13 protein-coding genes and 1 pseudogene are annotated in these 15,073 nt (G+C 72.3%); 4 read left to right on the plus strand and 10 right to left on the minus strand.

From position 1 onward, the window contains the following. Positions 1-2: 2 nt before the first annotated feature. From HCK04_RS17465 to HCK04_RS17490, 6 genes are all read right to left on the minus strand, one after another. Positions 3-1,067, minus strand: coding sequence for an MSMEG_0568 family radical SAM protein (locus tag HCK04_RS17465; protein WP_205830383.1), 1,065 nt, complete (start codon positions 1,065-1,067; stop codon positions 3-5). A gap of 4 nt (positions 1,068-1,071) precedes the next feature. Then, positions 1,072-1,587 (minus strand): MSMEG_0572/Sll0783 family nitrogen starvation response protein, encoded by a 516-nt coding sequence (locus tag HCK04_RS17470; RefSeq protein WP_142648409.1) that lies wholly within the window; start codon positions 1,585-1,587, stop codon positions 1,072-1,074. Positions 1,588-1,615: 28 nt separating this feature from the next. Beyond that, positions 1,616-2,443 carry an amidohydrolase family protein gene (locus HCK04_RS17475; RefSeq protein WP_205830384.1) on the minus strand — a complete coding sequence of 276 codons (828 nt, stop codon included), beginning with the start codon at positions 2,441-2,443 and terminating at the stop codon, positions 1,616-1,618. Between the two features lie 7 nt (positions 2,444-2,450). Continuing rightward, a complete protein-coding gene (locus HCK04_RS17480) occupies positions 2,451-3,794 on the minus strand; it encodes an MSMEG_0569 family flavin-dependent oxidoreductase (protein WP_142648410.1) in 1,344 nt (447 codons plus the stop codon). 95 nt (positions 3,795-3,889) lie between these two features. Further along, positions 3,890-5,041, minus strand: coding sequence for an FAD-dependent monooxygenase (locus tag HCK04_RS17485; RefSeq protein WP_142648411.1), 1,152 nt, complete (start codon positions 5,039-5,041; stop codon positions 3,890-3,892). Continuing rightward, entirely contained in the window at positions 5,038-5,649 is a 612-nt protein-coding gene (locus HCK04_RS17490) for a TetR/AcrR family transcriptional regulator (RefSeq protein WP_142648412.1), read from the minus strand. Before HCK04_RS17490 ends, HCK04_RS17485 begins: the two co-directional genes overlap by 4 nt. Positions 5,650-5,830: 181 nt before the next feature. Between HCK04_RS17490 and HCK04_RS17495 the strand changes: the two genes are divergently transcribed. Then, the gene (locus HCK04_RS17495; RefSeq protein ID WP_205830385.1) at positions 5,831-6,712 is read left to right on the plus strand and encodes a DMT family transporter; all 882 of its coding nucleotides are present in this window, start codon (positions 5,831-5,833) and stop codon (positions 6,710-6,712) included. Between the two features lie 33 nt (positions 6,713-6,745). Then, positions 6,746-7,015: pseudogene (locus tag HCK04_RS17500) on the plus strand (lytic polysaccharide monooxygenase); the annotation flags it as partial. A gap of 53 nt (positions 7,016-7,068) precedes the next feature. Here HCK04_RS17500 and HCK04_RS17505 read toward each other — a convergent pair. Then, a complete protein-coding gene (locus tag HCK04_RS17505; protein ID WP_142648414.1) occupies positions 7,069-8,661 on the minus strand; it encodes a M28 family metallopeptidase in 1,593 nt (530 codons plus the stop codon). Positions 8,662-8,823: 162 nt separating this feature from the next. Further along, positions 8,824-9,711, minus strand: a complete 888-nt coding sequence (locus tag HCK04_RS17510; RefSeq protein WP_142648415.1) for a D-alanyl-D-alanine carboxypeptidase family protein — start codon at positions 9,709-9,711, stop codon at positions 8,824-8,826. A 251-nt stretch (positions 9,712-9,962) separates the two neighbouring features. Here HCK04_RS17510 and HCK04_RS17515 point away from each other — a divergent pair, with 251 nt between their 5' ends. Both HCK04_RS17515 and HCK04_RS17520 read left to right on the plus strand, forming a co-directional pair. Beyond that, positions 9,963-11,249 (plus strand): C39 family peptidase, encoded by a 1,287-nt coding sequence (locus tag HCK04_RS17515; RefSeq protein WP_142648416.1) that lies wholly within the window; start codon positions 9,963-9,965, stop codon positions 11,247-11,249. A 48-nt stretch (positions 11,250-11,297) separates the two neighbouring features. Continuing rightward, positions 11,298-11,882, plus strand: a complete 585-nt coding sequence (locus HCK04_RS17520) for a TetR/AcrR family transcriptional regulator (RefSeq protein ID WP_142648417.1) — start codon at positions 11,298-11,300, stop codon at positions 11,880-11,882. A 49-nt stretch (positions 11,883-11,931) separates the two neighbouring features. On the opposite strand, the gene HCK04_RS17525 is transcribed toward HCK04_RS17520, so the two are convergent. Then, positions 11,932-13,617 carry an alpha/beta hydrolase gene (locus HCK04_RS17525; RefSeq protein WP_142648418.1) on the minus strand — a complete coding sequence of 562 codons (1,686 nt, stop codon included), beginning with the start codon at positions 13,615-13,617 and terminating at the stop codon, positions 11,932-11,934. Positions 13,618-13,825: 208 nt separating this feature from the next. After that, positions 13,826-14,752: an aminoglycoside phosphotransferase family protein gene (locus HCK04_RS17530; protein WP_142648419.1), complete on the minus strand. Its 927-nt coding sequence runs from the start codon at positions 14,750-14,752 to the stop codon at positions 13,826-13,828. Positions 14,753-15,073: the final 321 nt, after the last annotated feature.

Below are 15,073 nucleotides of genomic sequence, written 5' to 3' on the forward strand. Positions count from 1 at the left end.
CCTCACCCGCCCGCCGCGCTCAGCACGCCGCACGCCCCGCACGCGGCGCAGCCCGCCCCCTGGTCCGCGCCGCGCATGCCGGCCGCGCGCAGCAGCGCCGCCACACCCTCGGTGACGTACGTCAGCAGGCCGGCATCGGGGGCGCCGATCCCGTCACGGGCCGCGAGCGTGCCCCGCATCGGGCGGAACGGGACCACGAAGGGGTAGACACCCCGCTGGATGAGACGGCCCGCGCCCGCGATCAGCTCGTCGGGGTCCTCACCCAGCCCCACCAGCAGGTACGTCGAGACGCGGTTGCGCCCGAACACCCGGACCGCCTCGTCCCAGGCGGCCTCGTATTCGGCGAGCGGCACCGACGACTTGCCCGGCATCCAGCGCCGCCGCACCTCCTCGTCCAGCGACTCCACGTGGATGCCGATCGCGGTGGCCCCGGCCTCGCGCAGCGCGCCGATCCAGGCCAGGTCGCCCGGCGGCTCGCACTGCACCTGGATCGGCAGGCGCGGCACGGCGTCCAGCACGGCCCGCACGCACCGCGCCAGCGTGCGCGCGCCGCGATCGGGCCCGGTGGTCGTGCCCGTGGTCATCACCATCTGGCGTACGCCGTCGAGCCGCACCGCCGCCTCCGCCACCTCGGCGAGCTGGGCGGGCGTCTTCGCGGCGACCGTGGCGCCCGACCGCAGCGACTCCTCGATCGTGCAGAAGCGGCACCGGTCGGCCTCGCCATACCTGATGCACGTCTGCACGACGGTCGTGGCGAGCACGTCCGCGCCGTGCAGCCGGGCGATCTTCTCGTACGGCACGCCGTCCGCGGTGGTCAGGTCGTAGAACCTCGGCCGCCGCACGGGCACCAGGGAGACCCCGGTGTCCTGGTCGCCGAGCCAGACCATGCCGTCGCGCACCGTGTAGGGGCTGCCGGGATCGATGGGCAGCGCCGCGCCCACGCCGTCGACCAGGACGTGGCCGTCGCCGCTGGGCCCCGCGCCGTCCGGCCGGCGTACGGGCGTGTCGAAGGCCACGCCGCGCAGGGCCAGCTCGGCGCGGGTCATGATCCGCAGATCGACGGTCACGGCACTACAGCTGGTAGGTGGAGTTGATGATGGCGCCCTTGCGGGCGTAGTGGATCAGCGCGTCCTGCACGTCGAGCGGGTGGGTGGGGATCACGCCCTCGATGAGGTCCTCCTCACGGGCGCCGTGCAGCGACAGGCCGAACCGGCAGCAGTAGACCTTCCCGCCCTCGGCGATGAACGTCTTGAGCTGGTTGTTGATGTTGTGCTCGCCAGGGAACGCCGAGTTGCCGGTCGTCGGGAAGCCGCGGGTGGCCAGGCAGTTCAGCGAGCCCGGGCCGTAGAAGTAGATGGCGGTCTCGAAGCCCTTGCGCAGCGCCCGGGTGGCCTGCAGCACGGCCACGAAGCTGACCGACGACTCGTGCGCGATGCCGTGGACGAGCGTGAAGTACGACTCGCCGTTCTCGGCCTTGTAGTCGGGGAAGACCTTGGTCGTGCCGTAGATGGTGGAGCCCTCGGGCAGGGACGGGTGGGGGATCTCCTCGATGCTCTTCTTCTCCAGGTCGGTCATGTCGACGGTCATGTGCTTCTCCTTGCGTAGGTGAGCGGGGTCAGGTGTAAAGGGAGGCGAAGGTGCCGCGGAAGACGAGCGCGCCCAGCTCGCCGTCCCCGGCCGCGGCGCGCATCCGGGCGTGCTCGCCCGCGAAGTCGCCCCACGGCTGGTCACTGGCGAACAGCACGCGGTCGTGCCCGATGCCGCGCCGCTCGATCTCCCCGGCCAGCCAGTACGGCGCGAAGCCGATGGCCCAGGACAGATCGGTGTAGACGCGTTTGCCGGCCGCGATCCAGTCGAAGAACCGCGAGCCGGCCAGCTTGATGTGGCCGCTCATCCCGCCGCCGAAGTGCACGAGGTGCACCGGGACGCGGTCGGCGTACCACTCGACCAGGTGTCCGACCTCGTCGACGTCCGAGGCGGCGCCGGGCGAGGTGTGCACGTGCACCACCAGCCCGTGGCGTTCGGCGGCGGCGAAGATCCGGTCGAGCCCCGGACGGCAGGCGGGGTCGGCCGGCCGTCCGCCGAGCAGGAAGCTGAGCTTCAGCGCCCGGACGCCCCGCTCGCCCGCCAGGGCGAGGGCGCGGGTGGTGCGTTCCTCGTCGCGCGGCAGCGGCGAGACCCACAGCCCCGCGCGGATCCGGTCGTCGGCCTGCGCCGCCTCCAGGACGAGGTCGTTGAGCGCGAAGGCGACCGCCGGGTCGGGCACGCCGTAGTTGGGCAGCACCAGCGCGCGCTCCGTGCCCTCCGCGTCGAGGTCGGCGATCAGCTGCTTGACCGTGGCCCGCGCGGTCACGTCGGGGTTCACCGCGGGGCCGCCGTAGAAGGGATGGGCGGGCAGCACGCCGATGTGCCGGTGCGCGTCGCAGATCATGTCGGAGGTCATCGGCTTCTCACCCGACCGGAAGCGCGGGGGAGAGCTCGGCGGGCGCGCCGGTCAGCGCGCCGCAGACGTCGGCGAGCCGCCGCGACGCCTCGATGTGACCGGCCAGGAACTCGGCGTCCCGGCCCACCGCCTCGAACCGGCCGGAGCCCCAGGTGTGCTGCCAGGGCAGACCGAGGAAGTACAGCCCGGGACAGCTCGTCACGCCGCGCCAGTGCATCGGATAGCCCCGGCCGTCGAAGGCGGGGATCTCGATCCAGCGGTGGTCGCGGGTGAACCCGGTCGCCCAGACGACCGAGGTGATCCCGGCCGCCGCCGGGTCGAGGGCGCGTACCGGCTCGCCCGGTTCCCACACGGGCACGTAGCGGGGCTCGGCGGGGGCGTCGATGCCGCGATCGGCGATGTACGCGTCGATGGCGTCCTTGATCCCCTCGGCCACCGCGTCGGCCCTGTCGAGGTTGTCCTTGAGGTCGTCCGCGAACTCCAGCGTGGTGCCGGTGACGCCGGTCAGCCGGCCGTACAGGCGCATGCCGTCGCGGGCGAAGGCCCGCAGGTCGATGTCGCGCCCGCCGTCGCGTCCGGTGACGTAGTGGTTGGCCCGCAGGCGTACGGCGTCCGCGTCGTCGAACTCGTCGATGGTCCTGGCGTAGTGGCCCATGTCGTGCAGCCACGCCACGCAGTCCCGGCCCCGGTAGAAGCGGGCGACCCGGGGCGCGCTCCCGACGGCGAGGTGGACCCGCCGCCCGGCCAGATGCAGGTCTTCGGCGATCTGGCAGCCCGACTGCCCGGTGCCGATCACGAGCACCGCGCCCTCGGGAAGTTGTCCGGGACGGCGATACCGCGAGGAGTGGACCTGCGTGATCTCCGCGGGCAGCCGCTCGGCCAGGCGGGGTACGGCGGGCGCGTGGTAGGGGCCGGTGGCCACCACGACCTGGTCGGCGGTCAGATCCCCGGCGGTGGTCGCGAGCTCGAACGTCCCGCTCGCGGCCCTGCGTAATCGTGTGACGCGCACGCCCTCGGCGAGCGGGGGACCGAAGGAGGCGGCGTAGTCCTCCAGATAGCGGACGATCTCCTCCCGGACCATGAAACCGTCCGGGTCGGGCCCGCGATAGGGGAAGCCCGGCAGGTCGCACTGCCAGTTGGGGGTGACCAGGCAGAAGGAGTCCCAGCGGCGCTCACGCCACTCGTGGCCGATCCGCCGCGCCTCGATGACGACATGCTCGATGCCGCGCCGGCCCAGGCAGTGGCTGATCGACAGCCCGGCCTGGCCGCCGCCGACGACCGCGACCGGATAGTGGGCACCGGCGATCCGCGGTGTGCCGGCCGGTGTGCTGGGCTCTGCCGCCGATTCCATGACGGCTACTTCAGTCCGCCCGGATTACCGGACCACGGCATCCGGAATAAAACTCCGTTACCAGTGCGTCACGCCGCGTGATGCCGTCCGGTGCGTCATGTGATCAGGCGGTGCCCGCCGGGGGTGAAGGAGTTCATGAAGAGCCGGTCTGCCCCGGGAAGGGAGGCCAGCCGGAGCATCCAGTCGCGGGCCGTGATGCGCAGGCGGCTCGGTGGCGCCATCCAGGGGAGGAAGCGGCGGCCGAACGCCTGGACGTCGGTGACGACCGGCCGCATGCGCGCCGCGTACCGATCGAGCGCGGGGGACAGGTCACCGGAGGAGGCCGCGCGCAGCTCGCCGGCGAGCACCCACGCCGCGGCCACCGCGAGCGACGCGCCGTGCCCGGCGAACAGAGAGACCGCCTGGCAGGCGTCGCCGAGCAGGACCACCCGGCCGCTGCTCCACTGCGGCGCCTCGACCTGGGTGACCTGGTCGTAGTACAGCTCCGGTGGCTGCGGGCACCTGCCGAGGACCTCGGGCATGATCCAGCCGAGATGCCCGAAGTGCTCGCACAGCGAGGCGGCCGGATCGGCGGGAACGGCGGGGTCGGGCTCGTGGCGCAGGAACAGCAGGGCGAGCCGGTCCTCGCCCACCGCGTAGGCGCCGGCCATCAGATGCGGCACGGTCAGCATCCGGTAGCGCGGGCCGACGAGCCGGCTGAGGTCCTCGTCCTCGACCACGTACGCGGCGACGTGGTGGCCGAGATAGCGGATGAAACGCTCCTCGGGGCCGAAGACCAGCTCCCTGACCCGCGAGTGCACGCCGTCGGCGCCGACCAGCAGGTCCGCCTCGCGCCGGGTGCCGTCGGTCAGCTCGACCTCGACGCCGCTGTCGTCCTGCCGGACGGCCGCGACCGTCGTGCCGTACCGCACCGGCGCGCGCACCTGCTCGGCGAGCACGCGGGCGAGGTCGCCCCGCAGCAGGCTGACCACCTCGGCGAAACCGGCCTTGACGACGAGACGGCTGGTCTCCCGTCCGGAGCCGTCGACGTAACCGATCTCGTTGACGGGGTGACGGACCTCCTCCAGCCCGGGGCGCAGCCCCATCCGCTCGGCCGCCTCCAGCCCCGGGCCATAGAAGTCGATCATGTATCCGCCCTCGCGGAACACCGGGGCGCGCTCGACCAGTTCGACGCCCCAGCCGTCGCGCTCCAGGTGCCAGGCCAGGGCCGTGCCCGCTATCCCGGCGCCGCAGACGATCGCTTTCATGTCCCGCTGCCCTCCTCGTGTCGATCCGTTCGATCCGTTCGATCCGTACGCACCAGCGCCCGCAGCGGCCCGGCCAGAGCGGTGAAATCGAGATCGGGGTCGAGCCCGCGGTGCAGCATGAGGCCGTCCACCGCCGCGACCAGGACCGCGGCGACGGCGTCGGCGTCATCGGCGTGGCCGCGATCCCGCAGCCAGGAGGCGATCTGCGTGCGGGAGTCGGCGACGATCTCGTGCAGCCGGTCGCGCAGCTCGGGCAGCCGGGCGGCGGCCAGGTACATCTCGACGAGCAGCAGCGAGGCGGGATCGGTGCCCGTGTAACGGGACAGCTCGCCCAGCAGCCACTCGACGCCGGTCTCGGGATCGGGCTGCTCCGCCAGCCGCGCGGTGAGCTCCTCCAGCATCATGCGCGCGACCCCGGTCGAGGCCGCGATCAGCAGATCGGGCAGCGACGCGAAGTGGTAGTGCACCACCCCGGGGGCGACCCCGGCACGCTCGGCCACCATTCGCGTGCTGACCGCGCCCCAGCCGGCCTCGGCGATCAGGGCCGCGGCCGCGCCGAGCAGCCGTTGCCGCGTGGTCCTGCCCCGGTCCGCGGATGCCTCCGCCATCTCTCCGTGCTCCCCCCCTGGGCGCTCGCCTTGAACGATTGCCTTGAACGATTGCCTTGAACGCTCGCCTTGGACGAATGATTTGGACGATTGACCAAAACCATATCACCGGACATGAGGCCGCTGTGGCGGGGGATGGGCGGATACATGACCGCCACCGCCGCCGAGGGGAGTGACCGACGTGATCGTCACGGTGCTTCTCGGCCTGGCGGCCGCGGCCCTCCTCGGCCTTGGCTGGGTCGCGCAGCAGCACGTCGCCTACACCGAGCCGCTGGGCGAGATGCTGCACGTGCGCCTGCTGTTCGACCTGGCGCGCAAACCGGTGTGGCTGGCGGGGATCGGCGCGATGGTCGGCGGGCAGGTCCTCGGCGCACTGGCCCTGCAACGTGCCGACGTGGCCTCAGTGGAGCCGCTTCTGGCGACCAACCTCATCTTCGCCCTCGCCGCGGCGGCCCTGTTCTACCAGGAGCGCCTGGGCGCGGCGGAGTGGCTGGGCGCGGTGCTGGTCAGCGGTGGCGTGGCCGCCTTCCTCCTGGCCGGCCGCCCCCAGGGCGGCGGGATATCGGCGTCGGGCTCCATGGTGTGGATCGCCGTGCTGGTCGTGGCGGGCGTGGCCGCGGGCATGGTCGCCGTGGCGCTGCGGGCGCCCCTGCAGACCAAGGCGATGCTGCTCGCCGCCGCCGCGGGGGCGCTGTACGGCCTCCAGGACGCGCTGACCCGCGGGTCCCTGCTGACGCTCGCGGAAGGACCGGCGGCGCTGTTCACCTCCTGGGAGCCCTACCTGCTGCCCGTGATCGCCGTGACCGGCATCCTGCTCAACCAGAGCGCGTTCGACGCCGCGCCGCTGCGGGTCTCGCTGCCCGCCACCACGGCGACCGAGCCGATCGTCGGCATCGTCCTGGGCGTCGCGATGTTCGGCGAGCGCCTGCGCGTCGATCCCCCGGCCCTCGCCGGGGAGGTCGGCGGTCTGGTGGCGCTCGTGGTGGGCATCGTGATCCTCGGCCGCTCGCCGTTCCTGGCGAAGTCGGAGCAGGGCCAGCAGGCCTCGCCCGACCCCGGTTGAGTCGCGCTCGAAAGGGCACCGCGGAACGACTTCACGATCAAACTGTGGGACCAGGCCCATCACGGCGCCGGCTACCTGATGGTCTATGTCACCAAGCCGGGCTTCGCCCCGACCCGGCGGGCGGTGGGCTGGAACGACCTGCAGCTGCTCACCAAGACCGGGATGTACGCCCCCGCCGACTGTTACCCGGTCGATCTCAGCGCCTCGGGCCGCAGCGGCCGGGCCGTGGTCTGCACGATCTGGCAGGCCTCGCACCTGGACCAGACGTTCTTCTTCTGCAGCGACGTGAACTTCGCGAGCTGACACCCGGCGTGAAACGGGCCCCGCCGGACGTCGTCCGGCGGGGCCCGCGTGGTTCATCGCGTCGCGGCGGTGCCGCCCGCGGCGGCTGTGGTGGCCGCGGCGGTGGCCGCACTGGTGGCCGCACTGGTGGCCGCAGTGGTGCGCGCGGCGGCGGCGGTGGTGCGGTTGTCCGGGCCGGGCAGGTCGCGGCTGAAGGCGTAGACGGCCGCGGCGGTGGCGATCGCGCCGGTGTTCAGCGCGAGCGCCTTGTCGCTGATGTTGGCGATGGTGTCGCAGGCCTGGTGATAGCAGGGGTCGTACGCCTGGCCGGCGGTGCCGCCGAACATCGCCTGCTCCTCGGCCGTCTTGACGCCCTCGGCGCCGGTGAACGTCCCGCCGGACGGGATCCCGGCCGCGATGAAGGGCCCGTAGTCCGACCGTCCGTCGAAGTCGGTGCCGTTATGGCGCTGGTGGAGGGCGTCGAAGTACTTCTCGAAGAGCTTCTCGATCTCGGCGGAGCCCTCCGGCCCGGGACCCGCGCCGGTGGCGTCGGAGTCGTCACCGTCGTAGATCTTCAGCGCGTAGTTCGGGGAGCCGACCATGTCGAAGTTCAGGTACAGCTTGATCTTCGCCAGGTCGGCCGGGGACAGGCTCGCGACGTAGTGCTCGGCACCGAGCAGGCCCAGCTCCTCGGCGCTCCAGAAGGAGAAGCGCAGCTTGTTGCGGGTCGGGATCTTGCCCAGCACCGTGGCGACCTCCAGGATCGCGGCGCTGCCCGAGCCGTTGTCGTTGATGCCGGGCCCGGCGAGCACGCTGTCGAGGTGCGCCCCGAGCTGCACCACCCTGTTCGCGTCGCCCCACCGGGAGTCGGCGATGACGTTGTGGGTCGTACGGATCTCGCTGGTGGTGTCGGTCGTCACGCGCACCGTGGTGCCGGCGGCCGACAGCTCCTGGCCGACGGCGAAGCTCACGCCCACGACGGGGATGTGCACGGTGGGCTCGCCCAGCGTGCCCTGCAGGGTGTCGGTGCGCCCGGGCTGGCCCTCGTTCATGATGATCACCGCGGAGGCGCCCGCGGCCTGCGCGTTCTCCGCCTTCACCTGGAAGGTGCAGGTGCCGCGCTGGACCAGCGCGACCGCGCCCGCGGGGAAGCCGGCGAAGTCGCTCGTCTCGCACCCGGAGGTCGACGCGTTGGCCTCGGGTCCGGGAGGCAGCATGAGGTCGACGTCGGCGACGGCGCCCGTGACGTCTCCCGAGCCGGAGTAGGTCATCGTGGCGAACTCGCCGACGCTGCTGCCGTCCGGCGGGGTGGGCGCGTACGTCTTGGGGGAGGGCGCGGTCCGCTGCAGGAGCGCGGTGGAGTTCTCCTTGAAGAACGGGAACTCGAACGCCTGCAGTTTCACCGTGTATCCGGCCTTCTTCAGCACTCCGGCGACGTAGTCGCGGGAGGCCGCGAAACCGGGGGTGCCGGCGGCGCGCGTGCCGCCGTTGGCGTTCGCGATGTCCTGCAGCTTGCGCAGGTGCTTCTTCACCGCCGACGCGACCACGGTCTGCGCGATCTTCCCGGGGTCGGGATCGGCGTTCGCCGGCGCGGCCGGCAGCAGGGGAAGCACGAGGGCGGACGTCGCGATGGCGACGGCGGCCCGCATGCCGAGCGAGGCGCGCATTGGGCTCTCCTTCGGGTCCAATGACGGTCCGAACGGTCTCAGTGGCCCACCCCCCGATGGGCACTGATCGGGAACTTAACTGGGTTTGACCGATACGGAAAGACCCTGTTTTCTGGCCCGCCGGGGTATTGCGCGCCCGCGCCCTGTTCTAGGTGGAGGGCTCTATGCGGAGGGCTGGGAGGTCAGGTTGTCGGTCGCCCAGTCGAGCAGCGTCTCGGCGGTGTCCCAGCGGCGGTTGGCCACGTTCTCGCCGAGGATGATCCCGATCAGCCGGTGGCCGTTCCGGTCGGCGGCGAACGCCAGGCAGAACCCGGCGGCGTCCGTGGAGCCGGTCTTCACGCCGATCGCGCCCGGCAGGCCGAGCATGTGGTTGGTGTTGGACCAGTCGTACCGGCCGTCGTCGGTCGAGTGCTCGCTGGTCGAGGTGACCTTCTTGAACACCGGGTTCTTCAGCGCGATCGCCGCGAGCCTGGCCTGGTCGCGCGCCGTGGAGTAGCCGTCGCCGTGGGACGTCGGGAGCCCGTCGGCGTTCACGTACAGGGTGTCCTTCAAGCCGAGCTGGCGTGCGGCGGCGTTCATCTTGTTCACGAAACCGGGCACGCCGGGGCCGTACACGCGGGCCAGGGCGTGCGCCGCGTCCGCGCCCGAGGGGAGCAGCAGGGCGTACAGCAGCTCGCTGACCGGCAGGGTGTCGCCGGCCTCCAGGTCGGCCGTCGAGCCGTCGTTGTCCCAGGCGTACTGAAGGTCCTCACGCTTGATCGTGACCTTGTCGTCGAGCTTGGCGTCCCGCAGCACGACGTACGCTGTCATGATCTTGGTGAGGCTCGCGACCGGCATGCGCTTGCCGGCGTTCTTGTCCAGCAGGTCCTGCCCGGTCGTGGCGTCCCACAGATAGACGGCCCGCCCGTGCACGGCCGGCGCGTCCGTGAAAACGTGCTGCGTCAGGCGGGGGGAGGCCGGGGTGGGAGCGGCGAGAGCCGGTGATGCCACCCCGGTGGCCAGGGCAAAGGCGACCATGGCGACACCAAGGGAGAACTTTGGGGCGAACATGCGAATCAGCGTGCCATGAATATTCGGGCAGGTAAGGCGAAAGTTCGCAAAATATCAGCAAAGCGGCGAAACGCCTGTGACGTGAGAGATCGAAGGGAATTCTCGGACCCGTTCCCGCTGAACTGTGGACCGCGTTCCGCCCAGGCGCGCGTCCGCGCGAAAGCGCGGGTGCGGATACGTATTCCTGCCGATGCGCCGGGCGGGCCGGGGTCTCTAGCGTCGAGGGCGCCGACGAGACCCCGAGGTGAAGCATGCGCGTGCCGACCGCGTTTCTGCCTGCGTTCCTGCCCGTGTTCCTGTCCGCCCTCCTGACGACCTCCGCTCTCACCGTCACCTCCACGGCCGCCGAGGCCGCGGCCAAGCCCCCGCCGAAGTCCGCCGTCGACGTCGTCTATCAGCGGGCCCACTTCGGCCCCGGCCTGCGTGAGGGCGTGAAGGCGGGCGACACCCTGTCGTTCGCCGCCCCCGTGGGCACGACCTCCTACACCGACGCGCTCGGCACCAAGACCTGGGAGTACGCCCGGTGGACCGGCCCCGAGCGGCCCATCGGCTTCGCCGCCACCGAGCTGGTGGCCTCCTGGAACGCCGACGTGCCCGCCGGAAGCTGGCTGCAGGTCGAGATGCGCGGCCGCCACGCCGCCGGGCAGACGAAGTGGTACGTGCTCGGCCGCTGGGCGTACGGCGACGAGGACATCCGCCGCACGTCGCTGTCCGGGCAGCGGGACGCCGACGGCACCGTCTCGGTCGACACGTTCGTGGCCGCGGCGGGCAAGGCGATCACCTCCTACCAGCTGCGCGTCACCCTCTACCGCACGCCCGGCTCGGCCGTGAAGCCGGTCGTGCGCACGCTCGGCGCGATGGCCTCCGCGGTGCCCGACCGGGCGACCGTGCCGGTCAGTCCCGGCGGCACGGCCTGGGGCGTCGAGCTGCCGGTGCCCCGCCGCTCGCAGAACGTCCACGAGGGCCACTACCCCGAGTGGGACGGCGGGGGAGAGGCATGGTGCAGCCCGACCTCGACCACCATGGTCCTCGGCTACTGGGGCAAGTGGCCCAGCGAGCAGGACACCTCCTGGGTGGACCCCGCCGACCCCGACCCCGAGGTCGACTACGCCGCCAGATACACCTACGACTACGCGTACGAGGGAGCGGGCAACTGGCCGTTCAACGCCGCCTACGCCGGGCGATATGGGCTTGAGGGGTTCGTCACCCGGCTCCGCTCGCTGACCGAGATGGAGCGGCTGATCCGGGCCGGCATCCCGGTCGTCACCTCGCAGTCGTTCAAGGCCGAGGAACTGCCCGGCGCCGGATACAGCACCAACGGCCACCTCATGGTCATCATCGGCTTCACGGCCGACGGCGACGTGATCGCCAACGACCCCGCATCGCCGGACAACGACGCGGTGCGCCACGTCTACCCCCGGGCCAACTTCGAGAACGTCTGGCTCCGCAGCACCGGCAGCGGCGGGATCGTGTACGTCATCCACCCGAAGAACCGCCCCCTGCCGCCCACCACTCCGGGGCTGCCGGCCAACTGGTGACCCGCCCTACAGCCCGGCCCATTGGGGACCCGCCCTATAGTGAGTCGGGTGACTGACTCGACGAACGCCCGGGTGCGGGCCGCGAGCGCCAAGCGGCGGCGGCTGACGGCCGCCGCCGCCGAGGTCGTGCACCGGCAGGGCGCCGAGCGCACGACCATCGCCGACATCGCCCGCGCCGCCGACGTCCCGGTCGGCAACGTGTACTACTACTTCAAGACCAAGGACGAGCTCGTCGCCGCGGCGCTGGACGAGCACGCCCGCCACCTGCGGGATCTCACCGAACGGCTGGAGCGGCTGCCGGACCCCCGGGAGCGGCTCAAGGGCCTCGTGGAGACCTGGGTCGGCCAGCGTGACGTCGCGGCCCGCTACGGATGCCCGACCGGCACGCTCGCCGCCGAGCTGGACAAACGCGACGAGGGCGGCCTGGACGCGGAGGCGGGCAGGGTCATCCGGCTGCTGCTCGACTGGGTCGAGCAGCAGTTCCGCGAGCTCGGCCTGCCCGAGCCCGACGGCCTCGCCCTGACCCTGGTGGCCGGCTATCAGGGCATGTCGCTGCTGGCCAACGCCCTGCGCGACCCCGAGATCATGACGCGCGAGGGCGCCCGGCTGATCGGCTGGCTCGACTCGCTGTGATGCCCACCGCGATACTCACTGCGATATCCACCGCGCCGCCCGGGGAGGCTCATCCGGCGTCCGAGCCTGCCGTACGCTTCGCGAGCAGCGTGGTCAGGGCCGTGGTCCGCGCGTCGTCCCACCCGTCCGGCGGGGCGATCCGCGCCCACGCCGCGATCACCTCGCCGTCGTAGTCGTGGCCGTGCCCCGGCGGCGCGTCGAGGGAGAAGACCAGGTCTGCCGTGATCTGCCAGAACGTCACGAACGGATACCACCGCATCCAGGGCAGCACGTCGTCGCCGCGCCGCTCCTCCAGCCAGTCGGGCCGGGCGAGGATGAGCCGGGGCGTCCACCACACGATCGGGTCGGAGGGATGCTGCAGGTAGACCACCCGCGGCGCGTTCCAGGGCGACGCGGGCGCGTCCAGGTCGGAGGGACGGTTGGCGAAGCGCACGGTCTCGCCGTTCCGGTAGACGGGCAGCGTCTCCCCGCTGCCCGGGTCCCGGTCGTCGACGAGCCGCCGCCACAGCGCGCTGCTGTCCGGCGGACCGACGAGCAGCGCGCCGTCGGTGCGCTCACGCAGGTCCCGGTCGCCGTCGAACGCCGACTCCGCGCCGAACGCCCCCAGGCTCTCCCCGAAGACCAGCAGCTTGGGCCGGTGCCCGGCGGGCAGCGCCGACCAGCGGGCGTACACCTGGTCGAACAGCTCGCGCCCGGCCGCCCTGGCCCGCTCGCGGTCCACCAGGAACGACAGCCAGCTCGGCAGATAGGAGTACTGCATGGAGACCAGCGCGGTGTCTCCGCCGTACATGAACTCCAGGGCGGCGGCCGCCTGCGGGTCCACCCAGCCGGTGCCGGTCGTCGTGATCACGCAGAGCACCTTGCGGCCGAACGCGCCGGTGCGCTCCAGTTCCCGTACGGCCAGGGCGGCCCTTTGGCGTACGGTCGCGGCGGAGTCGAGCCCCGCGTAGACCCGGATCGGGGGAACGGCCGGCCGCCCCGTGAACTGGCTCAGCTCGCCCACCGTCGGCGCCTGCGCGACGAAGGCGCGGCCCTCCAGACCCAGGGACGCCCAGGAGGCCAGTGAGGAGGGGCTGCCCGACAGCGTGGCGGCCGTCGGCGGGGTGATGCCGGGAGCGGTCTCGGTGTTGATCGCGGCGAAGCTGTGATCGGCCCCCTTGAGCAGGGCCTCGGTGAGGATCCCGTCGGTCAGCAAGACGGCCAGCACGCCCACCCCGAGACCGGCGGCGAACCGCGCGGCCGTCGTGGGGAACCGCCGCCCGAGGAGGCGGCCCAGCGCCCGCGCCGCGATCCGCAGCGCCCGGGCGGCGGCCAGCAGGGCTAAGAACAGGGCCGCCGCGATCAGCGGGACGCCCAGGTAGTTGAGCCGTTCCGGCGGCTTCAGCCCCATCAGCACGTAGATGTCCCGCTGCGCGCGCACACCCAAGACCAGCGAGACCGCGCCGAGACCGCAGCCGAACGTCGCGACCAGCCGCCGGACCCGCCGCCTTCCCGTGCGCTGCCATGCCGCGCGCCACCGCGCCGGGAGCCGGGTCGCGGCCGGGCGTACGAGTGCGGCGGCGAGCACTCCCACCAGATAGCCGGTGGCGGCGAGGACGCCCGCGATGATCCCCTGCAGCGTCCAGGGCCGGGGCAGCAGCGACGGCGTGAGAGACAGGGAGAAGAAGGCGGCGGCGAGGACGATCCCGGCCGTGTCCAGCGGCGCGTTGAGACGCAGCCGCTGTCGTTCCCCCATCAAGCTCCCCGATCCACGCATCTGTTCAATGGCCTACCGCATGGCTCATCGGAGCAGGCAGGTTATCAAGGTCACGAACGGGTCACGTTGCGGGCGTCCCTGCGTGAGCGGATCCGCCGCCGCGCTGACCGGCCTCGCGGCGCGGTACGCGTTGCACGCCGAGACCGGCCGGTTCCCCCCGACGAGGTGCTCGTGGTGCTCCCAGCCGTCAGCCCCACCGGGGGAGCAGCGTCGTGGTGATGGCGACCTGCACGGGGTCGAGCGCCGTCCTGCCGTCATCGACGTCCCACAGCGCGTTCTGCAACACGCGTCCGAGGGTCCAGCCGGCCGCCCGCGTACGGTCGAGCCCGACGACCTCGGTCAGCAGATCGAAGCGGCGCAGCACCGCGCGGGAGACATCGCCGGTGGCCGCCACCTCGTCCCAGCGGTTGCGCAAGGCGGGCAGCAGTTCGAACCCGGGATCGCCGGCCAGCGGTTCCGGATCGATGGCGAGCCACGGCTCCCGTTCCCCGGCGAGGATGTTGTCGTAGTGGAGGTCCCAGTGCAGCAGGCGGTCGCCGGGCTCGCCCACCAGCTCGGCCACGGCGGACGCGCAGACGCGCACCAGCCGCCGCTCGGCCGGGTCGTGCAGCGCGCGTACGGCACGCGGGACCTGGTCGAGCATGGCGGCGGCGACCCCTGCCAGCCCCCGCATCCCCTCGGGCGCGGGCACCGCGGTCAGACGGGCCAGCAGTTCGGCCAGGATCCGCAGGGCCGTGAGGTCGTCGGCCACCGCCGACAGGGGCAGGGCCGAGTCGAGCCGTTCCAGCAACTGCGTGCCGGTCCGCTCGTCGTGGTCGAGCAGGCGTACGACGCCGTCGCCGTTCCACGCCCGCAGGCCGGCGGCCACACCGGCGGTCGCCTCCCGGGGCCGCTGAAGCTTGAGCACCGCGGGTGTCCCGTCGGCCCGGATCACGGGCAGGGCCAGGGAGGCCATGCCATGGGCCGCCGCGCCGTCGGGTCTCAGTCGCCAGCGTTCCAGGAACTCGCCCCCCACGCGGGGAAGCTCCGCGATCCAGGCACGCTCCTCGGCGCCGCGCCCGCCGTAGGACGCGGCGAACGCGTCGGGAACGTCGATGCGATAGGAGACGGTCATCGGGGCCCGATCATCGGGCAGACGTCTGTGTCAAGGCATCCCCTCACCCTGCCGAGCGGCACCGGGCAGCCTATCGCCCGTCGCGGGTGCCGGGCCGGCGGCGAGGATCGCATTGCGCCCGTTGCCCCACGCGTCGGCGACCTCGACTCCCGCGCCCTCGTCGATCACCGGACACGCATGGCAGAAAACCTTCTAGTGGACGCCCTGCGTCCCTGCCGCTGCTCGTCCCGCCGCCCGCAACCGGACGGAGCCCAGCATATTGGCGCCCCTTTCCGGGGGCGTGCTGCGTTGCTAGATTCCGAATCGAGAATTCATTTCAGT

The sequence above is a fragment of the Microbispora sp. CL1-1 genome (assembly GCF_012034195.1).
Classification (GTDB): domain Bacteria; phylum Actinomycetota; class Actinomycetes; order Streptosporangiales; family Streptosporangiaceae; genus Microbispora.

Bases quoted from the DNA above. Each gene is read 5' to 3' on its own strand.
- HCK04_RS17470 (WP_142648409.1), bottom strand. From the start codon at position 1,587: ATGACCGTCGACATGACCGACCTGGAGAAGAAGAGCATCGAGGAGATC.
- HCK04_RS17475 (WP_205830384.1), bottom strand. From the start codon at position 2,443: ATGACCTCCGACATGATCTGCGACGCGCACCGGCACATCGGCGTGCTG.
- HCK04_RS17480 (WP_142648410.1), bottom strand. From the start codon at position 3,794: ATGGAATCGGCGGCAGAGCCCAGCACACCGGCCGGCACACCGCGGATC.
- HCK04_RS17485 (WP_142648411.1), bottom strand. From the start codon at position 5,041: ATGAAAGCGATCGTCTGCGGCGCCGGGATAGCGGGCACGGCCCTGGCC.
- HCK04_RS17490 (WP_142648412.1), bottom strand. From the start codon at position 5,649: ATGGCGGAGGCATCCGCGGACCGGGGCAGGACCACGCGGCAACGGCTG.
- HCK04_RS17505 (WP_142648414.1), bottom strand. From the start codon at position 8,661: ATGCGCGCCTCGCTCGGCATGCGGGCCGCCGTCGCCATCGCGACGTCC.
- HCK04_RS17510 (WP_142648415.1), bottom strand. From the start codon at position 9,711: ATGTTCGCCCCAAAGTTCTCCCTTGGTGTCGCCATGGTCGCCTTTGCC.
- HCK04_RS17515 (WP_142648416.1), top strand. From the start codon at position 9,963: ATGCGCGTGCCGACCGCGTTTCTGCCTGCGTTCCTGCCCGTGTTCCTG.
- HCK04_RS17525 (WP_142648418.1), bottom strand. From the start codon at position 13,617: ATGGGGGAACGACAGCGGCTGCGTCTCAACGCGCCGCTGGACACGGCC.
- HCK04_RS17530 (WP_142648419.1), bottom strand. From the start codon at position 14,752: ATGACCGTCTCCTATCGCATCGACGTTCCCGACGCGTTCGCCGCGTCC.